The organism is Saccharothrix variisporea (genome assembly GCF_003634995.1).
In the GTDB taxonomy this organism is placed as follows: Bacteria; Actinomycetota; Actinomycetes; order Mycobacteriales; family Pseudonocardiaceae; genus Actinosynnema; species Actinosynnema variisporeum.
On the sequence record NZ_RBXR01000001.1, the window covers coordinates 2,846,877 to 2,865,349 of the forward strand.

At 70.0% G+C, this 18,473-nt stretch carries 18 protein-coding genes and 1 pseudogene; 14 read left to right on the forward strand and 5 right to left on the reverse strand.

Annotated features, from left to right (window positions below):
* Positions 1-48 precede the first annotated feature (48 nt).
* The 7 genes from DFJ66_RS12420 to DFJ66_RS12445 all read left to right on the forward strand — a co-directional run bounded on the left by DFJ66_RS12420 (position 49) and on the right by DFJ66_RS12445 (position 7,601).
* Positions 49-1,509 (forward strand): B12-binding domain-containing radical SAM protein, encoded by a 1,461-nt coding sequence (locus DFJ66_RS12420; RefSeq protein ID WP_170199315.1) that lies wholly within the window; start codon positions 49-51, stop codon positions 1,507-1,509.
* A gap of 484 nt (positions 1,510-1,993) precedes the next feature.
* Entirely contained in the window at positions 1,994-2,830 is an 837-nt protein-coding gene (locus DFJ66_RS42660) for a GNAT family N-acetyltransferase (protein WP_170199317.1), read from the forward strand.
* Positions 2,827-3,996, forward strand: a complete 1,170-nt coding sequence (locus DFJ66_RS12430) for a M16 family metallopeptidase (protein ID WP_121220949.1) — start codon at positions 2,827-2,829, stop codon at positions 3,994-3,996. The genes DFJ66_RS42660 and DFJ66_RS12430 overlap by 4 nt, the downstream gene beginning before the upstream one ends.
* Positions 3,993-5,102: a nucleotidyltransferase family protein gene (locus DFJ66_RS44140; RefSeq protein WP_246029718.1), complete on the forward strand. Its 1,110-nt coding sequence runs from the start codon at positions 3,993-3,995 to the stop codon at positions 5,100-5,102. Before DFJ66_RS12430 ends, DFJ66_RS44140 begins: the two co-directional genes overlap by 4 nt.
* Positions 5,099-6,043, forward strand: coding sequence for an ABC transporter ATP-binding protein (locus DFJ66_RS12435; RefSeq protein ID WP_246029719.1), 945 nt, complete (start codon positions 5,099-5,101; stop codon positions 6,041-6,043). The genes DFJ66_RS44140 and DFJ66_RS12435 overlap by 4 nt, the downstream gene beginning before the upstream one ends.
* Positions 6,043-6,807 (forward strand): ABC transporter permease, encoded by a 765-nt coding sequence (locus DFJ66_RS12440; protein WP_121220954.1) that lies wholly within the window; start codon positions 6,043-6,045, stop codon positions 6,805-6,807. Before DFJ66_RS12435 ends, DFJ66_RS12440 begins: the two co-directional genes overlap by 1 nt.
* On the forward strand, positions 6,804-7,601 hold the full coding sequence (locus DFJ66_RS12445; protein WP_170199318.1) for an ABC transporter permease: 798 nt from the start codon (positions 6,804-6,806) through the stop codon (positions 7,599-7,601). Before DFJ66_RS12440 ends, DFJ66_RS12445 begins: the two co-directional genes overlap by 4 nt.
* 144 nt (positions 7,602-7,745) lie before the next feature.
* On the opposite strand, the gene DFJ66_RS12450 is transcribed toward DFJ66_RS12445, so the two are convergent.
* The gene (locus DFJ66_RS12450; RefSeq protein WP_121220956.1) at positions 7,746-8,045 is read right to left on the reverse strand and encodes a hypothetical protein; all 300 of its coding nucleotides are present in this window, start codon (positions 8,043-8,045) and stop codon (positions 7,746-7,748) included.
* Positions 8,046-8,052: 7 nt separating this feature from the next.
* On the opposite strand from DFJ66_RS12450, the gene DFJ66_RS12455 reads away from it, so the two are divergent.
* The 4 genes from DFJ66_RS12455 to DFJ66_RS12470 all read left to right on the forward strand — a co-directional run bounded on the left by DFJ66_RS12455 (position 8,053) and on the right by DFJ66_RS12470 (position 12,179).
* Complete coding sequence (locus DFJ66_RS12455; protein WP_121220958.1) at positions 8,053-10,749, forward strand: DUF6531 domain-containing protein; 2,697 nt, start codon at positions 8,053-8,055, stop codon at positions 10,747-10,749.
* Complete coding sequence (locus tag DFJ66_RS12460) at positions 10,746-11,333, forward strand: RHS repeat-associated core domain-containing protein (RefSeq protein ID WP_121220960.1); 588 nt, start codon at positions 10,746-10,748, stop codon at positions 11,331-11,333. Before DFJ66_RS12455 ends, DFJ66_RS12460 begins: the two co-directional genes overlap by 4 nt.
* A 1-nt stretch (position 11,334) precedes the next feature.
* Positions 11,335-11,778, forward strand: a complete 444-nt coding sequence (locus DFJ66_RS12465) for a hypothetical protein (protein WP_121220962.1) — start codon at positions 11,335-11,337, stop codon at positions 11,776-11,778.
* Positions 11,779-11,846: 68 nt separating this feature from the next.
* Positions 11,847-12,179, forward strand: coding sequence for a tyrosine-type recombinase/integrase (locus tag DFJ66_RS12470; protein WP_246029720.1), 333 nt, complete (start codon positions 11,847-11,849; stop codon positions 12,177-12,179).
* A 529-nt stretch (positions 12,180-12,708) separates the two neighbouring features.
* Here DFJ66_RS12470 and DFJ66_RS12475 read toward each other — a convergent pair.
* The 4 genes and pseudogenes from DFJ66_RS12475 to DFJ66_RS44145 form a co-directional block, all read right to left on the reverse strand.
* The gene (locus tag DFJ66_RS12475; protein ID WP_121220964.1) at positions 12,709-13,197 is read right to left on the reverse strand and encodes a hypothetical protein; all 489 of its coding nucleotides are present in this window, start codon (positions 13,195-13,197) and stop codon (positions 12,709-12,711) included.
* Between the two features lie 96 nt (positions 13,198-13,293).
* The gene (locus DFJ66_RS12480) at positions 13,294-14,406 is read right to left on the reverse strand and encodes a PKD domain-containing protein (protein ID WP_246029721.1); all 1,113 of its coding nucleotides are present in this window, start codon (positions 14,404-14,406) and stop codon (positions 13,294-13,296) included.
* Positions 14,407-14,415: 9 nt separating this feature from the next.
* Positions 14,416-14,769: pseudogene (locus DFJ66_RS45425) on the reverse strand (NucA/NucB deoxyribonuclease domain-containing protein); the annotation flags it as partial.
* A complete protein-coding gene (locus DFJ66_RS44145; protein WP_246029722.1) occupies positions 14,727-15,257 on the reverse strand; it encodes a hypothetical protein in 531 nt (176 codons plus the stop codon). The gene DFJ66_RS44145 and the pseudogene DFJ66_RS45425, both read right to left, overlap by 43 nt.
* A gap of 10 nt (positions 15,258-15,267) precedes the next feature.
* On the opposite strand from DFJ66_RS44145, the gene DFJ66_RS44150 reads away from it, so the two are divergent.
* From DFJ66_RS44150 to DFJ66_RS12495, 3 genes are all read left to right on the forward strand, one after another.
* The gene (locus tag DFJ66_RS44150; RefSeq protein ID WP_246029723.1) at positions 15,268-15,639 is read left to right on the forward strand and encodes a transposase; all 372 of its coding nucleotides are present in this window, start codon (positions 15,268-15,270) and stop codon (positions 15,637-15,639) included.
* 264 nt (positions 15,640-15,903) lie between these two features.
* Positions 15,904-17,481 carry a S8 family peptidase gene (locus tag DFJ66_RS12490; RefSeq protein WP_170199320.1) on the forward strand — a complete coding sequence of 526 codons (1,578 nt, stop codon included), beginning with the start codon at positions 15,904-15,906 and terminating at the stop codon, positions 17,479-17,481.
* 134 nt (positions 17,482-17,615) lie between these two features.
* Positions 17,616-18,458 (forward strand): Dyp-type peroxidase, encoded by an 843-nt coding sequence (locus DFJ66_RS12495; protein ID WP_170199322.1) that lies wholly within the window; start codon positions 17,616-17,618, stop codon positions 18,456-18,458.
* Positions 18,459-18,473 lie beyond the last annotated feature (15 nt).

Sequence of the window (18,473 nt, forward strand, 5' to 3'; positions counted from 1 at the left end):
CGTCTTGTCTATGCGCCTTCGGCGCGCCGGATCGTGCCTTATCCGCCCGTGGGGATCGCCGTGCTGGCAGCACAGTTGGCGAGCGCCGGGGTCGATTTCGAGGCCTACGACCTCGAGATCGAGTTGGCGTGGGAGCGCCTCGCGGGTCGGAGTTGCCTGCTGTACGAGGTGGGCGTGGACAGCGACACCGTGCTGCGCGAGAACCTCTCCGACGAGGTGGCGGAGTACGGCGCGCAGCTGTGGCGGGCGATCGACGGCGGCGCCACCCAGGACATCGCGATCTCGGTGATGGGCTACGAGCAAGTCGCCTCCGCGTTGCTGCTGGCCAGGGTGGCGCTGGCCAACGGGTGTCGAGTGGCGTTCGGTGGCCAGTTCTTCACCCCGGCTTCCGCGAACGAGGTGGGCGAGGCCCTCGCGCCGTTCGGTTCCGTGACGGTGGTGGTGGGCGACGGGTGGGACGCGGTCGAGGCGTTCGCCCGGCGGACCTCGCCCGAGCGGATACCCAACGGGGTGACCACCACCTCCGGTGGCGCGGTGGCCGGTCCGGTCGTGGCGGCGAAGAGCCTGCCGCCGCAACCCGACTACTCGTGGGTGCGGTGGGACCGCTACGAGGCCTTCGGCGCCGCGACCTACCGCGACTCACGCCCCGTCCGGCGTGCCCACCTCTACGTCTGGGACAAGCAGTGCAACTTCCGGTGCGCGTTCTGCAGGGTCGCCACCGGGAGCAAGGCGGTGCTGACGCCGCCGCAGACCGCGGTGTCGTCGTTCGAGGGCCTGATCGAGCACGGCGTCCGGCAGTTGAACTTCATGACCAACGAGCTGAACCCGTCGCGGAAGTACATGCTGCGGTTCCTGGACGCGATGGAGGACGCAGGCTGTGACAGCGCGGACTGGTTCACCTACGTGCGCGCCGACCGGCTGGAGCCCGACGACCTCGCGCGGATGCGTGCGGTGGGCGGCAGGCTCGCCCGTTACGGCGTCGAATCGGGTTCTCAGCGCTTGCTCGACCTGATGCGCAAGGACTACCACGTGCCCACGATGGAGCGGACGCTGCACGCCGCCGCCGACGCCGACATCTGGAACCACGTCAACTTCCTGGTGGGCTTCCCCGGTGAGGAGGAGTCCGACATCGACGAGACGATCCGCTTCCTCGACCGCAACGCGGCCGCCATCCACTCCGTGCGGATCAACCCGTTCTACCTGCCGCCCGACACGCCGATCGCGCGCGATCCCGGCTCGTTCGGCATCCAGCTCACCGGCTTCGACTCGGGGTGGTGGAAGTACCGCGACGCCGACGGGGTGAACCGGACGCGGACGCCGTGGTGCGGCGGGTCAAGCGGGTCTCCGAGCACTGCGCCGAGCTGGGGATCGGGTTCGCGGGCACCGATCCGTTCTTCCTCCTCGACGTCATCAGCCGCTACAGCCGGCGTGACGAGGCCTTGGGGTACCTACAGGACGAGTTCTCGTTCTTCTGGGTGCCGGCACCCACGGACGCGTACAAGGCGATGATCGGTGGTTACGAGGTCCGGTCGGACTGGAAAGACATCGCCCTGAAGAGGCAGCAGAACTACGCCCTGTCGCTGCGGGGAGCGGGCGGTTCCAACAGATGCACCGACTAGGGTGCGCGCCGCCGACCGCGGCAGCCGTTCCGGCCTTCTGACCGAGGCTCTTCCGGTACGCGGAAGCCGCGTCCGCTTGCCGCGAATACCACCCCGAATGTTCCCGGGGTGGTATTCGTGCTGCCCGAAAAAGACAGGTTCCATTTCCGTCCGGGATCGACATGTTTTGCTCTTGCCGGACCAGCTTCGCCTCCTCTAGCGTTTGTGGTGTCGGGGCCGTGATTCTCGGCCCGTCGACATCGTCAGGGGTTTCCGCGAAAACCGAAGGAGGAAAAATGGTTGCCACGCTGCGTCCGAAGGTCGTTGTCAAGAAGAAGTGATTGCCGTGGGGGGTGGGCGCGCATTCCCGCCCCCCACACCCACTGTGGAGAGCGATGTCCTCGACCGATCCCGCACCGCTGATCACGGACTTGATCCGGGCGCGTGTCCACCCGCACGTCGCAGCGACGCTCGTGGAAGCCGATCTCGTACCGCTGGTCGGTGGCGTGCCGATGGTGATGACCCGAGCGGACGACGAGATCACCGGGCGCACGCGCGTGCTCGTCGTCCCGGTCCCGTCTCACGCTCCGCTGCCGGCCGAGGCGGTGGACGAAGTGCTGCGCGTGGCCCGCGACCGGCACCCCGGTTGCGACGAGTTGCTGCTCGCGGCGCGCCGCACACCGGTGCACCGGGACGCGCGACCGCACATGCGCTACGTCGTCGCCGGGCCGGAGATCGCGCTCACCGGCCCGCCACCGGGGTGGACCGTGCGGCGGGCACGACCCGGCGACCGCGCCGGCGTCGAGGACCTGCTGGTCCGCGCGCTGGTCCGCGGGTACCCGGGCGCCACGGTCACCGCGGACGTCTTCGGCGAGCACGCCGGGGCGATCTACGAGGCGGCCGTCGACACGGGAGCCGTCTTCGTGGCGCACCGCGACGGGGCCTTCGTCGGCCACGTCACGCTTCTGTCCGATGTGGACGAACTGACCGGTGACGAGCGCTTGGAGCTCTTCGACCTCTACCTGTTGCCGGAGGGCAGCGGCGGCGGCTCGGCGCTGACCTCGGTGGCGGTCCGCACCGCCCGGGAACTCGGGCGACCCCTGCGCGGTCACGTGTCCGGCGGTGGTGACGCCGCCGACGCCGTCCACACCGCGCTGCTGGCCAAGGGCTGGCTGCCCGACCTCGGCTACTGGTCGCTGCCGCTGACCGCACCCACCGGGGCGGTCCGATGACCCGGCTGAGCTACCACCCGGTGACCGACGCGCGGCTGCGCACGTCCGCGATCTGCCTGACCGTCGACTGCGGCTCCCGGGACGACCCGGAGGAGCGCGGTGGTCTGGCGCACCTGCTGGAGCACCTCCTGATGACCACGCCGACCGTCAACGGCACCCCGTTCCTCGACCACGTCGAGCACGACGGGGGCAAGGTGACGGCGGAGACCGGGCTGGACCGCCTCCGATTCACGGCCCAGGTGGCGGCCGAGGACACCGCCGACACCGTCGAGCGGCTGGTGGACGCCGTGCTGCGACCGCGGTTCGACGCCGACACCCTGCGCACGGAGCGGGCGGTCGTGGTGAACGAACTGGCAGGGGGCGACGCCGACCCCGTGGAGGCCGCACAGCACGCGGTGCTCGACGCGCTGTTCCCCGATCACCCGCTGGGCAGACCGGTGGGCGGGACCCCTGCCGGCATCACCGGCACCGACCTCGCCGACCTCCGCGCCCACCACGCCGAAGTCTTCGCGCGCCGCCGCGCGGCCCTCGTCGTCGTCGGACCCGAAACCCCCGACGCACCCGGCCACGGCGCGGAACCGGCCCTTGTCCGCCCACCCACCCCGCTCGGCCCGCCGCGGCACGCGGAGCCGATCTGGCCGGACACCTTCGGCTGGCTGTGCCTGGGCGCGCGCTCGCCGGCGGCAGGCGACCGCCGCAGACCGGCGTTCGACCTGCTCACCCACCTGCTCGGCACGTCGTCCGCGTCGCTGCTGTTCCGGGAACTGCGCGGGGTGCTGGGACTGGGGCACTCGTTCGAGACCTGGGACCGCGGGTACGGGGAAGCGGGGGCTTGGCGCGTGTTGGTGGGCGTGGAGCCCGGTACGGCGCCGCGGGTGGTGCAGGCGGTCACCGACGTGCTCGATCGGGTGGCTCGCGGCGCGGTCGCACCCGCGGCACTCGCCGCCACCGTGCGCCGCGTCGGCACCGGCCTGCTGCTGGACGCGGAGGACCCCGCGCGGCTCGCCCGGACGACCGCGGACCGCGTCCTGGACGGTGCCGCCGACTGGTCGGTGGACGACGAGCTGGACCGGCTGCGCGCGGTCACGGCCGACGAAGTCGCCGACGCCGCCGCACACGTGCGCGAGGAACTACTGGCAGTCGTCCGTCCGGAGGGTTCTCGATGACAACCTCGACGAGGTCCGACCACGTCACGCTCGACCTGGCGCTGTGCGCCCGATTGCTCGGCGTGGACCCGGATGAGCACCCGCGCCTGCTCTTGCGTGCGGCACGGGAACAGGGCTGGTCGTTGCCCGTGACGGTGCTGTCGTTGTTGGCCCGCGACGGGGTGGCGCTCGGCAGCGGCTCCGGCGACGAGCTGCGCCGCGCCAGGGCGCGCAAGGCCGAGTACGCCGGCACGGTCGACGCGATGGTCACCGCGACCGGGGGCCGGGTCGTGAAGGGTCCTTCGTTGGCCGAGCTGTACCCGGACGGCGTGGACCGCGCGGTGGGCGACATCGACTTCATCGTGCCGGACGAGGCGGCGCTCTGGAGGGCTGCCGCCGTCGTGCTCGACCGGCACCCGGTCGAGACGATCAACCTCTCGCTGTTCGGGCAGCCCGAGCGCGGCGTGCTCGTCGTGCTCGAGTGGCAAGCCGACGACCCCGTGCTGGACAACGACTTCAAGGTCGAGATCTGCACGACGCCCTTCGCCGGTGACGCCGCGGCCGTTCCCGTTCGCTCCGGCCTACCCGCCGATCGCCGGGTGGCGGACCTGCTGGCGCTCGGCGAGGAGCGGTTCCAGCGCCCGTTCTCCGCCAAGGACCTGCTCGACATCGCTGTCGTCGGCGGCGTCGAGCGGCTCGCCGTCGACGACCTCGTCGACGCGGCTCGCCGCCTGCTGCTCGCCCCCGAGCTGGTCGAGCTGTTCGACCGGGCCGACGAGGCCGGTGTGCTCGGGGCGCTGGCGCCCGCGCTCCCCGGCCTGCGCAGCGCGGCCGAGGACGAACGCACCCGCCGCGCGGCGTGGGAGCCACCACCCGCGCCCGCCGAGGTGGATCGGATCGGCGAAGCGCTCGCGTCGGGCCGGGTCGTGGGCGGACTGTTGTTGCGTCGCACCGCATGGCGCTCGCGGCTGCCCGGCGTCCACGTCCACCGCTACGCCGGCGGGGCACTGCTGATCACACCGTTGGGCGACTTCATGGCCGTCGACGACCCGCTGGTCGACGAGGACGACTACCACGCCGCGCTGGCCGAACTCGCCCGGTTCGACGCCAAGGGGGCACGTCCGTGAACGCGGTCGAAGTCGTCGAGCTGCGCAGGGTCTACGAGACCGGACGCACACCGCCGCGAGTCGCGCTCGACGGGCTCTCGTTGGCGGTCGGGGAAGGCGAGGTGCACGGGCTGCTCGGCCCCAACGGCGCCGGCAAGACCACGCTGTGCAAGATCCTGTCGACGGTGCTGCTGCCGACGTCGGGGTCCGCGCACGTGTTGGGACACGATGTCGTCGTCGACACCCGCGCCGTGCGCGGCCTGATCGGCATCGTCTTCGGCGGCGAGCGGGGCTTGTACGGTCGGCTGACCGCACGCCAGAACCTGCGCTACTGGGCCGCCCTGTACCGCCAACCGTCCGCTGTCGGGCGGGAACGGACCGAGAGGCTGCTGGCCAGGGTAGGGCTCGCCGACCGTGCCGACGAACGAGTCGAGCGCTTCTCGCGCGGCATGAAGCAACGCCTGCACCTGGCGCGCGGGCTCATCGGAGACCCGCGCCTGGTCATCCTCGACGAGCCAACCGTGGGCATGGACCCCGTGGCCGCGCACGACTTCCGCAAGCTCGTCGACGAATTGCGCGCCGAGGGCAGGACGGTGTTGATGACCACGCACGACATGGCCGAAGCCGAGGCGGTGTGCGACCGGGTGTCCCTTGTGGACAACGGGAAGATCGTCGCCACGGAGGACCCGCGCACCATCGGGAGCTGGTTGGGCGCCTACGAACGCGTGGTCGCGAAGGACGTGCCCGAACCGGTGGTCGTGACGATCCGCGAGCTGCCCGGTGTCACCGCGGTGACCACCGTCGCGGGCGAGGTGACGGTGGAGACGGGCGCGGAAGGCGCCACCGCCGGGGTGCTGCGCGCGCTCGTCGCGGCGGGGGTGACAGCGATCAGCACCGGTCGACCGTCGCTCACCGAGGTTTACCTGCACGTCATCGGTGACCGCGGCAGCCGGGTGCGGTGATGCGGACCTTCCTCGCCGCGGTGGTGTTCCAGGCGCTGGTGCTGCGTCGCCTCGCCGACCTGCACGCGCTCATCACCGTGCCCCTGTTCACGCTCGCGCTGGTCTCCATCATGGTCGCGGCCGGCCGGGCGGACCTCGCTCCCCACGCCGTCGTCGCCGCCACGGTGATCGCGGTGTGGAACATGGCGCTGCTCGTCTCCGGAGAGGTCGTCTCCGGAGAACGGGAGAACGGATCACTGGAGGCGCTCGTCGCCGCGCCCGGTTCGCTGACGGCGGTGGTCCTGGGGCGGACGGTGACGACGACGGTGGTCAGCCTGCTCTCGCTCGGGGAGAGCGTGCTGGTGGCCTGGCTCGTCTTCGGCGTCCGCCCGGAGGTCCAGCACCTCGGCGTCTTCGTGAGCACGCTGGTCGCCACGACCGTCGCGATGGTGGGCACGGCGACCGCGTTCGCCGGGCTGTTCGTGCTCGCCCGCTCCGCGCGCACGTTCCAGAACTCGCTGTCGTACCCGTTCTACCTGCTCAGCGGTGCCGTCGTACCCGTGGCGCTGCTTCCGGAATGGCTGCAACCGTTGGCCAGGGTCATCTTCCTGTCCTGGGCGACCGACCTGATCCGGGACTGCCTGCAACGTGCCCCCGTCCCCGACGCCGCCCTGCGCGTCGGGGTCGTGCTCGGACTCGGCGTGGCCGCCTACCTCGCCGGTTTGTACGCGCTCTCCCGCATCGTGAACCGGGTGCGCGCCGATGGAACGATGGGATTCGCGTGATCAGGGACAACGCCCGCGTCCTGCGCGGGGCGCTCATCAGTGCGCTGGCGGACTTCCGGGCGATCTACACGTGGTGGACGTGGGGGTTCGCCTGGCTGACGCGGATCATCGTGCAGGTCGCCTTCTTCGCGATCATCGGTCGACTGTTGGACTCCCCGGAGCGGACCCGCTTTCTGTTGGTGGGCAACGCGGTCTTCATCGCTGTGCTGGTGTCGATGCTGGTGTGCGCATCGACGTCGTGGGAGCGGCAGACGGGCACGCTGCCGTTGCTCATCGCCTCAGCGAGCCACCCGTTCGTGGTGTTCGCCGGGCGCAGCGCGCAGTGGATCGTCGACGGCACGGTGTGCGCCTCGGTGTCGCTGTTCGTGCTCGGACCGCTCTTCGGCCTGGGTGTGCCGCTGTCCCGGATGCTCGCCGCCATCCCCGTGATCCTCCTGATCTCGGTGTCCGCCTACTGCTTCGGCCTGGCCCTCGCGGGCCTCGTGCTGCGGAAGATGGAGCTGCGCAACCTGGTGGGCAACCTTGCCAGTCTGAGCCTGATGGTGTTCTGCGGCGTGCAGGTCCCGACATCGTTCTGGCCTGAGCCGGTGCAGGTGGTGGCGTCCGTGTTGCCGTTGACGCACGGGCTGCACGCCGTGCGCGACCTGTTCGCTGGTGCCCCCGTGGGCGCGATCCTGGGGTCGGTCGGCTTGGAGATGTGCGTTCTCGTTGGCTGGCTGCTGATCGCGTCACTCACCTTCCGGTGGCTGGCCGAGAGCGGACGCGCCGACGGTTCCATCGAGTACGGCGAATGAAGGGGAGGAAGTCGTCGTGGTGTCCGATGGTCGCCCGGTTCCCCGATCGCAGACGACCACAGGTCTGTCCAGGTGTCGGTCCTGTCGCTGATCACGTGATCAACCCGAATCTCAGAGGATTCAAACCTGCGCACCCGGGCTGCATCAGCTGGGCAAACTCGGCCGCAAAGCCGACAGCCCCAGCAGCCCCGGCACCACCACCCCCTCCAGCACCCCCGGCGCACCCGACACACCCACCGTCAAAGGCCCCGACGGAACCACCAGCCCATCCGGCACCACCCCCCCGTCCGGCACGACGAGCCCGTCGAGCACCTCGCCGTCCACGACAGGGAACGGCAAGCCCTCCGACCGCCCGAACACGACGAACCGCCCGTCCGATCCGAACGACACCAAGACCCCGGCCGACAAGCGCACCACCTGCAACGACCCGATCGACATCGCCACTGGCGAGATGATCCTGGAACAGACCGACGTCGAACTGCCCGGCACGTTGCCGTTGGTGCTGCGCCGGGTCCACGTCTCCTCTTACCGGGCGGGACGGTCGTTCGGGCGTTCCTGGGCGTCCACCCTGGACCAGCGGGTGGAGCACGACCGCGAGGGAGCGGTGTTCGTCGCCGAGGACGGCGTGCTGCTGGTCTACCCGCGCGGGGAGGAATTACCGCTGGTCGGCCCGCGGTGGCCCCTGCGCCGCGAGGACAGCGGGTACGTGCTCGCGCAGCCCGAGTCCGGCCGGACCCTGCACTTCGCCGCCGACGGGCTGCTCACCGCCATCACCGACCGCAACGACAACCGTATCGACATCCGCCGCGCCGAGGCGGGTGCCGTCACCGGGGTCGACCACTCCGGCGGATACCGGCTCACCATCCACACCGACGCGAGCGGACTGGTCACCGAACTCGCGGTGGCGGGCGTCAGCGCGGTCCGCTACCGCTACGACGACCTGGGCAGGCTGCGAGAGGTCTACAACTCGTCCAACCTCCCGGTCCGGTTCGACTACGACGACGACCGGATCACCCAGTGGACCGACCGCAACGGCGAGTGGTACCGCTACTTCTACGACTCCGACGGCCGCTGCATCGCCAACCAGGGCTCCGGCGGCCTGCTCAACGGCACGTTCGTCTACGAACGCGACCCGGTGACCGGGCACAAGACCACTCGCTTCACCGACGCGCTGGGCAACACCACCACCTACCGGCTCGACCACCGCAACAACATCGTGGCCGAGACCGACCCGCTGGGCCACACGACGACCTCGACGTGGGACGAGCAGGACCGGCTGCGCTCGCGCACCGACCCGCTGGGCCACACCACCCGGTACGAGTACCAGGGCACCGACCTCGTCCGCACTGTCTGGCCCGACGGCAGCCGCACCGAAGCCGAGTACGACGACCAGGGCAGGCTGACCGTCCTGGTGGGGCCGGACGGCGCGCGATGGGTGCGGGAGTACGACGAGCGGGGCAACCCGGTCGTGGTCACCGACCCCGCCGGCGCAGCCACCCGCTACGCCTACGGCCCGCACGGAGAGGTCACCGCGATCACCGACGCGCTCGGCGCCACCCGGCGCTTCGAGACCGACGCCGCGGGCCTGCCGATCGCCGTCACCGACGGCGAGGGCGGCACCGTCCGCCTGGAGCGCGACGTCTTCGGGCGGATCAGCCGCGTCGTCGACCCGGTCGGCGGGTACACCGGGATGACGTGGACGGTGGAGGGCAAGATCACCTCGCGCACCCTGCCCGACGGCACCAGCGAGCACTGGCGCTACGACGGCGAGGGCAACGTCGTCGAACACCGGGACGCCGCCGGTCAGGTGACGCGCACGGAGTACGGCGGCTTCGACCTGCCCGTCGCCCACACCACTCCCGACGGCGCGCACTACCGCTTCACCTATGACGCCAACCTCAACATCACCTCGGCGATCAACCCGCAGGGCCTGGTGTGGCGTTACGACTACGACGCCGCGGGCCGCCTGGTCCGGGAGACGGACTTCAACGGCCGTACCCTGCACTACGCCTACGACGCCGCGGGCCGGCAGACCACCAAGGTCAACGGCGCCAGCGAGGTGATCACCTTCCGCTACGACGCGCTGGGCAACGCGGTGGAGAAGAACGCCGCCGGCGTCGTGACCACCTACGTCTTCGACGCCGCCGGGCGAACGGTCCGCGCCACCAACCCCGACGCGGACGTCGTCCTCACCCGGGACGCGACCGGCCGCGTCACGGCGGAGACCGTCAACGGCCGCACCACGGCCTCCGCGTTCGACGCGCTCGGGCGCCGTGTCCACCGCCGCACGCCGTCAGGGGCCGAGTCCCACTGGCGCTACGACGCCGAGGACCGCCCGGTCGAGTTGACCACCGGCGGCCAGATCCTCCGGTTCGGCTACGACGCGGCAGGCCGGGAAACCACCCGCTCGGTAGGCGCCGGCGCCACCCTGACCCAGGGGTGGGACGCCAACCACCGACTGGTCGCCCAGACCGTGACCGGGCGCGGGTCTCGCCTGGTGCAGCAGCGCTCCTACCGCTACCGCCCCGACGGCCACCTGATCGGCATCGCCGAACACCTCGGTGGCACCAGGCGCTTCGACCTCGACGCGCTCGGGCGGGTCACCACCGTGCAGGCCACCGGGTGGACGGAGTCCTACGCCTACGACAGCGCGGGCAACATCGCCGCCGCCACCACTCCCACCGCGCGCGGACCGCACGAGTACACCGGCACCCTGGTGCGGCGCGCCGGCAACGTCACCTACCGGCACGACGCGCAGGGTCGGGTCGTCCACCGCCGCAGGACCACGTTGTCGGGTCGGCGCGAGGAGTGGACCTACACCTGGGACGCCGAGGACCGGCTGGTCGGCGTGGTGACACCGGACGGGAGCCGCTGGCGGTACCGCTACGACGGCCTCGGTCGCCGTCTCGCCAAGGAGCGCCTGGCCGCCGACGGCGGTGTCGCCGAGCGGACGCTGTTCACCTGGGACGGTGTGGTCCTGGCCGAGCAGGACCAGGACCACACCGTCACCACGTGGGACTGGGACCCGACGACACAGCGACCCGTGACCCAGGTTGAGCGCGCTCCGCTTCGCGACGCACCGCAGGAGTGGGTCGACCGGCAGTTCTACGCGCTGGTCACCGACCTCGCCGGCACCCCGCGGAGATGATCGACCCGAACGGTGACCTGGCGTGGCGCGCCCGCACCACCCTGTGGGGGCAGCCGGCGGACGGTCCCGGCCACGGGGTGAGCTGCCCGCTGCGGTTCCCCGGCCAGTACCACGACGTCGAGACGGGCCTGCACTACAACTACTTCCGGCACTACGACCCCGAGGCCGGCCGGTACACCTCGATCGACCCCCTCGGCCTGGCGGGCGGGCTCAACCCGTCCTGGTACGTGCCCAACGGGTTCAGCTGGGCCGACCCGTTCGGCCTCACCCCGTGCCGCACCACACCGCGCATGGAGGACGGCAACTCCAAGCAGGGTTGGCGGCACATCGAGAAGCGGCACATCCCGGGCGGCGACGACCCGTCCAAGCAGGGTTCGCTGTTCGCCCCCGGCACCACCCGCGACCAGATCGAAAAGGCCGCCGAGGAGATGGTCCGCAAGGGCACCAGGCAGTCGGACCCGAGCCCGGCCTACCAGGTGTTCGAACGTAGGATGACGATCAACGGCCTGCGCACGAACTACCGCCTCATCGTCGACTCGACCGATGGCAACAACATCATCACCATGTTCCCGATCGGCAGGTGACATGCCCTCCTTCGCTTTCTCCGTCGACGACGACCCACCCCACAGCGGCTTCTCCCTGGGCCACCTCGACGTCTCCAGCCGCAACGGCAGCGCCACCACACGCGGTCACACCCCGGACCAGCGGCTGATGGTCTACCTGTCCGCGGCCCAACTGCTGTGGGACGCGCGGGTGCTGGTCGAAGCGGGCCGGGGCACCCGAACGTTCGTCGGCGCCGACTCGTCCTTCGCCCTGGACTTCACCCTCAGGAAGGGCAAGGTCGAAACCCGCCAGGGCAAACAGGTCCTCGACGTGTCCTCAGTGGACGACTTCCTGACGGCGATCCTCGAAGCCGCCCGCCACCTGCACGAAACGGGCACCACGGAACTCGAAGAAGACCACGGTCCACTCGACGATCTGGCCGCCGCGATCGCGAAGTACGAGAGCTGGCGAAGCTCCCGATCCTGACACCTTGTTCTTACGAAGACCACTGATCTGGGGTTCTACCCAGAGCCAGCGGACTCCTTCAGACCGTCGTGACGACAGGGCTTGCACCGTGTGCCTGCCGAGAGATCCATCTATGCAGCCTGCACCGCTTCCACAGCCTCACCGCAGCAGCGGGACTCCCCCGAATCCGCGTCCACGACCTCCGCCACTTCGCCGCGACCACGATGCTCAACTCCCGCGTCCCACTCGCGGTGATCTCACGCGCGATGCGCCACTCAAACCTCTCCACCACCACCGAGGTCTACGGACACCTGCTACGACACGTCGCCCACGACGCCGTCGACGTCATCGCCAACGCACTCCACGCAGCGGACCAAGTCGCCGCAACGGCAGCATGCGACGACCACACCGCGACCACATAGACCCCTAAAACGAAACCAGCGCGTTCACCATGATGGTGAACCCGCTGGTCATCGACCGTCGTGGACGACAGGATTTGAACCTGCGACCCCTTGATCCCCACCGGCGGGTTCCGTTGCAGCACAACCAACTCTCCTCCATCCGCCCCCTACTTCGCGGCTCGGAGGACACCGCCGCCCACCTACACCTGGCCCCCGATCCACGGATGCGGCGGGATCAGGGCAGGAACGTCCCGCCCAACAACGCCGAACCGGGCACCAGGGAGCCAACGCCCGTATACAGGACCTGATAGAGCAGGCTGCAGCCGATCCATCAGCCCGTGAGGCGAACATGGCGGAGGCGTGGCGGCTGTACCGCACCACGGCCGCCCGTACCGCCGCATCGGCCGGGAGGCCCGCGCTAGCCATCGTCCGCTGCGAGCGGACCGCGAGCACGACGGGTCTCCCGCAACGAGTACGTGCCCCTCTTTCCCTCATCTCGAGATCATCCGGCTACCAATCGGGCCTTGCGCGACCTCTCACGGCAGTGCGACTAGGCCGGCCACATTCGGATCAGCCAGGACTCGACGCCGCGAGCCCAGGTCGCTTCCTCGAGGTCGGCCGCCGCGTCGCGTCCGTGGACGGTGACCTCGAGGATGAACTGTCCTGGCGTTGGCACCTCGAGATAGTGAGTCCGTGGTTCGGCTTCGGCTGTGTCAGCAGGCGCATGTACAACCGGTCCACCGACGGTGGTTGCAAGGCAGAGCCGCGCTGCGGTGAAAGACACCGTGTGCGACTCGCATGCGTCGGCGTCTGTGATCTCGGGTGGCCGTGCCTCCCACAGTTCAACCCGGACGGTGGCGTAGTGGTCGTTTCCGGCGCTGTAGAACCAGATCCGGTGTGGATCTGTGGTCACGATCGGGTTGCCGGTGAAGTGCGGTTCGCTACGCCAGTAGTCGGCGTCGGGATCGATGAGGGAGAAAGTGCCGTGCTCGACCCGGACCTCTTCTTCGAGGACCGCGAGCGGTTCGCCAGATGCCATCGTCGCCTTACCACCAGGTGTGAGTGGTGCCGCCATGGCCTGAGCCGTGGCGGCACATCTCAACTTTTCGTTGATCCTGTCCTGTCTATCGCAGTCCTAGCCCAACCGACAGTTGGCCAGCACGATCTCCTGAACCGGCGTCACCACCCGAACGGCGTTCTGTACGAGGTCACCGTTGGCGTTGGCGCTGGTCTCGTTGTAGTAGACCGAGGCCACACCGGGTATCTGGAGCACGCCGCTGCCCGTGCCGATCGGGATGCCGTTGATCGTGCCCACCCGCGAAGAGCGGTCGATGCCTTCGGCACCGGCGGCGCAGGCGCTTTCGACGTCCGAGATCTTCACCAGCCCGGCCAGCAGGCTCGCACCGGTGATCGCGGTGTTCACCACGGTCCTGCCGCTCTTCGGATCGAGGGTGCAGCTGACGCTGAGGCCGTCGATGCGCCCCACACCGGTGTCGAGCACTGCCTGGGATCGTGAGTCGTTGGGCGGACAGTGCACGTCCGGCGTGCGGGCGACCGGGATCAGACCGGTGGCCTCGAGTGCGAAGCCGTGGCCCGGTACGTAGATCACGAGGTCGACCGCGGCCGTGGCCTTTCCGCCGTCGTCGTCGGTCACCGTCGCCTGAACGGTGCGGGGCCCGAGACCGTCGAATCCATAGGTGTGACTGGCGGTGCAGGTACCGGATCCACCCGACTCGGTCACCGTGCCGGTCACAGCCGGACTGCCGTCACCGAAGGTCAGGCTGCAGGTGTGCCGGTCGTTCGTACCGGCATCGGTGAACGTCACCGTCACCGGTACAGGTTGCCTCGCCTTGAACAGCTGCCCTGACGTCGGTGACGTGATGGCCGATGTCGGTGCCACGTTCGCCAGGGTGACGGTGGCCGAGTCCGACACCGGTGCGGGCTCGCCGTGGCCGTCGTTCGCGGTCAGGGTGACGGTGATGGTGCCATCGTCGGTGCACGTGATCGTGGTACCGGGGTTGTGAACGTCGCCGAACTGGCAGGTGGTGCCGGCGTCCACATCGGGGCCGAGCTGATACGTCCAGGAGATCGCCGGGGAATCGTCCGGATCGGTGACCGACCCGTTCAGGGCGATCGACGCTCCCTCGTTGCCACTGACGTCAGGCCCGGCGTCCACCGTCGGCGGCGTGTTGCCGGGCGGAGTCGGCCCGGGTTCGCCGCCGCAGCCGTCGCACCCGGTCACCTTCACCCAGAAGGTGTCGCCGTGCAGGATGTGGTCCTCGGTGTACCAGTTGCCGAGCAGGGCACCCGCCCGGCGGTTCTGGCTGCGGTCGACGGGCTTGGCCGAATACGACCACGGCGCGTTCGGGAACTCGACGCTGAAGTACGCACCTTCATACGTGCTGCGGAAAGGATACTCGTCGCAGTCCCAGTCCCCGTTCGGACCGCGGGGCGGTGCTTCTCCGCTGCGAGGCAGCCAAGGACGCCGAACTGCTCGTGCTGCGGCACGAGAACGCAGTCCTTCGCCGCCAACTGACGGGACCGGTCCGCTACGAGCCCGCGGACCGGTTATGGTTCGCCGCCCTGCCCGAGCTGCTCGATCGTCGCCGATGGCAGCAAGCCTTCCCGGTCACGCCGGGCACCCTGCTCGCCTGGCACCGCAGACTCGTGGCCCGCAAGTGGGACCACAGCGCGCGGCGACGCATCGGGCGCCCACCGACCCGGACGGCGATCAACACGCTCGTACTGCGGCTCGCCAGGGAGAACCCACGATGGGGTCATCGGCGCATCCAGGGCGAACTGGCCCGACTCGGCCACCACATCGCCCACTCGACCGTCTGGCAGATCCTGCACGACGCGGGCATCGACCCGGCACCCCGCCGTTGCGGCCCGACCTGGCGGCAGTTCCTCACCGCCCAGGCCCAGGGCATCATCGCAGCGGACTTCCTCCATCTCGACACCGTGCTCGGCACACGCCTCTACGCGCTGGCGTTCCTCGAACACGACACCCGACGCCTGCACATCACCGGCGTCACCGCCCACCCGCCCCGGGAGTGGACGACACAGCAAGCCAGAAACCTCACCGCCGACCTCGGACACCGGGGAGTCCTTGCGCTTCCTGCTCCGCGACCGCGACGGCAAGTACAGCCAGACGTTCGACAGCGTCTTCCAGGCCGACGATCTCCACGTGATCAAGAGCGCGCCGCAGGCACCCCGGATGAACGCCCACCGCGAACGGGTCATCGACACCCTCCGACGCGAACTCCTCGACCACATCCTCATCACGGGAGAGACCCACGCACGACAGGTCCTCAAGACCTACGAAGACCACTACAACCGACACCGACCTCACCAGGCCCCAGACCAACTACCACCCCAAGCCCAGCAGCACCCCGCCACGGCGCACGACCTCGACGCCCGCAGAGTGCTCCGGACCCGCATCCCCGGCGGCCTCATCAATGAGTACACACATGTGGCCTGACCAGCACTATGACTTTTCGAGCGGCACAGGGTGAACCCGGAGCCCGGCGACGGGCGAGGTCCGGCTGGCTGAACGCTCCCCCCGGCCCGCCAGGACAGCCCCTCCCCGGTACTTCCGGAGCGTGAACAGGCCCCCTGACACGTCACCGGTACGGCGGTACGGGGCTGTGAAGATCTTGTGCCAAGGTCGGGCAGGTTGCTCGAAGCAACCGCACGGGGGTGCGGGCTGGAAAGCCCGCTGATGTCAACGGGGGGTTCATCCGCCATGCGCGCATTCGCGCAGGGCCGGTCGGTCGTGGCCGTCCTGGCCCTGGTAGTGCTCGGCGGGCAGGCAGTGCCCGCGCAAGCCGCCGAAGGGGAAGTGGTCAAGTCCGCGGGAGCGGAGATCGTCGAAGGCAGGTACATCGTCTCGCTGAGACCCGGCGTCCACACCACGTCCGGGGCTGACGCGGTCGTCGCGCGGCACGGCGGTCGGGTCGAGAAAGTCTACGGGGCCGCCTTGAACGGGTTCCTGCTCTCCGCAACGGAACGGCAGGCCAGACGGCTGGCCGCCGACCCGCGCGTGGAGCGGGTGGAGGCCGACGCCGTCGTGCACGGCACCGGCGTCCGGGAGAACCCGATCTGGAACCTCGACCGGATCGACCAGCGCTCCACCGTGCTGGACAGCGCCTACGAGTACCCCGAACCGGGTGGGCAGGGCGTGACGGTCTACGTGATGGACACCGGTGTGCGGACCACGCACGAGGAGTTCCAGGGGCGCGCGAGCCTCGGTTACGACGCGATCAAGGACGGTCGCCCGACGCCGAACGGGGACGACTGCAGCACCTCGGGTCACGGCACGCACGTGGCGGCCACCATCGGCGGCGCGACGTTCGGGGTGGCGCCGAAGGTGTCGATCAAATCGGTGCGGGTGTTGAGCTGCGAGAACTCCGGCACGGTCAGCCAGATCATCGACGGGGTCAACTGGGTGACCGCGGAAACGGCGCGGCCCGCGGTGGTCAACATGAGCCTGGGTGGCTCGTCGTCCACCTTGGAGAACGACGCGATCAAGAGGTCCATCGCCTCGGGCATCACGTACGTGGTGGCAGCGGGCAACCGCGACTCGAACGCCTGCAGCTACAGCCCGGCGAGCGTGCCCGAGGCCGTCACGGTCGGCGCGTCCAACCCGGTCGAGGAGCGCGCCACCGGGTGGAAGGGCACCGGTCTGGACACGGGCTCGAACTACGGCTCCTGCCTCGACCTGTTCGCTCCCGGCGAGTCGATCAAGTCCGCGCACAACGCCACCGACCAGGCGACGGTGGTCCTGCGCGGCACGTCGATGGCGTCCCCGCACGTGGCGGGCGCGGCGGCGTTGTTGCTGTCGCAGTCGCCGGCCTCCACGCCGGCGCAGATCGCCAAGGCGCTCACGGACCGCTCGACGCCCAACATCCTCAAGGCGAGCACGCTGGGCACCGGCTCACCCAACAAGTTCCTCTACACCGGACCGCTTGCCGTCCCGGTTTGCACGGTCTCGAACGACGCCCGGCAGCCCGTGCCCGATCTGGCCAGCGTGGAGAGCGTCATCGAGGTGACCTCCTGCGGCCGCAAGGTCGCCACCACGGCGAAGGTTCGCGTGCGGGCACAGCACCCGTTCCGCGGCGACCTGTCCGTCACGCTGAAGGCCCCCAACGGGACCGAGGTGGCACTGAAGAACGCCGACGCGGGTGACCAGGCGGTGGACCTCGACCAGGAGTACCCGCTGAGCCTGTCGACGCTGGACGCCAACGGGACGTGGAGGCTGGTCGTGCGGGACAACTTCGGGCTCGACGAAGGAGCGCTGCTCGGGTGGACGTTGAGCCTCTAGCCCCCATCGGGCGAAGGGCGTTCCTCACGGCGGTGGCCGCGGGCGTGGCGAGCGGCCTCATCGGCTGCACGCCCGCGCCACCGCCGCGAACAGTCCGCCACCAGCACGGTGTCCTCGCCACACCACCGACAACGGTGACACTGCACGCTTTCGACCTCCCGGCGGACGCGGACCTCAGAACCGTGCTGCGGGCCGTGGGTGCGCTGGGACCGTCGGTGACGGTCGCCGTCGGGGCGTCGCTGTTCGACGGTCGTTTCGGAACGCTCGACCGGCCGCGGCTGCTGGAGCCGATGCCGGAGTTCCGCAACGACGTGCTCAAACCCGAGTGGTGCCACGGCGACCTGCTGCTCCAGGTCCCCGGTGGCACCACGGTGGACCTGCCGGGTCTGCGCCCGCGATGGCGTGTCGACGGCTTCCTCCCGTCCGGGGAGCCGCGCAACCTGTTCGGCTTCCGGGAGGGCGCCGGGAACCCGGACCACGGGGATCCCGCGCTCATGGACGAGTTGGTGTGGGTCGGCTCGGGCGACGACGAGCCCGCGTGGTGTGTGGGCGGGACCTACCAGGTGGTGCGCCTGAACCGCCTGGCCATGCCGACGTGGGACCGCAAGTCCGTCACCGATCAGGAACAGGTTTTCGGTCGGCACAAGGACTCCGACGCGCCCCTCGCGACCACAGCGGACGGCTCGCCGGACCACGGGAAGCTGCCGGTGGACTCGCACGTGCGACGGGCCGCGGCGAGCGGTGCCCGCGTCCTGCGACGTGGTTACTCGTACCGGTTGGCCGACGACGACACGGGCCAAGTGTTCATCTGCTACCAGCGGGACGTTCGACGCGGTTTCGCGGCCATCCAACAGGGGTTGGCCGGCGAGGCGTTGGAGAAGTACGTGATGCCGTTCGGCGGCGGCTACTTCTTCGTCCTGCCCGGTACCAACGGCACAGCGGGGGACTTCCCGGGCCGGACGATGCTCGAAACCTGAACTACCAGGGGGGAC

Excerpts from the sequence above, each read along its gene's own strand:
- DFJ66_RS42660 (WP_170199317.1), top strand. The coding sequence starts at position 1,994 with ATGTCCTCGACCGATCCCGCACCGCTGATCACGGACTTGATCCGGGCG.
- DFJ66_RS12430 (WP_121220949.1), top strand. The coding sequence starts at position 2,827 with ATGACCCGGCTGAGCTACCACCCGGTGACCGACGCGCGGCTGCGCACG.
- DFJ66_RS44140 (WP_246029718.1), top strand. The coding sequence starts at position 3,993 with ATGACAACCTCGACGAGGTCCGACCACGTCACGCTCGACCTGGCGCTG.
- DFJ66_RS12440 (WP_121220954.1), top strand. The coding sequence starts at position 6,043 with ATGCGGACCTTCCTCGCCGCGGTGGTGTTCCAGGCGCTGGTGCTGCGT.
- DFJ66_RS12455 (WP_121220958.1), top strand. The coding sequence starts at position 8,053 with ATGATCCTGGAACAGACCGACGTCGAACTGCCCGGCACGTTGCCGTTG.
- DFJ66_RS12460 (WP_121220960.1), top strand. The coding sequence starts at position 10,746 with ATGATCGACCCGAACGGTGACCTGGCGTGGCGCGCCCGCACCACCCTG.
- DFJ66_RS12465 (WP_121220962.1), top strand. The coding sequence starts at position 11,335 with ATGCCCTCCTTCGCTTTCTCCGTCGACGACGACCCACCCCACAGCGGC.
- DFJ66_RS12475 (WP_121220964.1), bottom strand. The coding sequence starts at position 13,197 with ATGGCATCTGGCGAACCGCTCGCGGTCCTCGAAGAAGAGGTCCGGGTC.
- DFJ66_RS12490 (WP_170199320.1), top strand. The coding sequence starts at position 15,904 with ATGCGCGCATTCGCGCAGGGCCGGTCGGTCGTGGCCGTCCTGGCCCTG.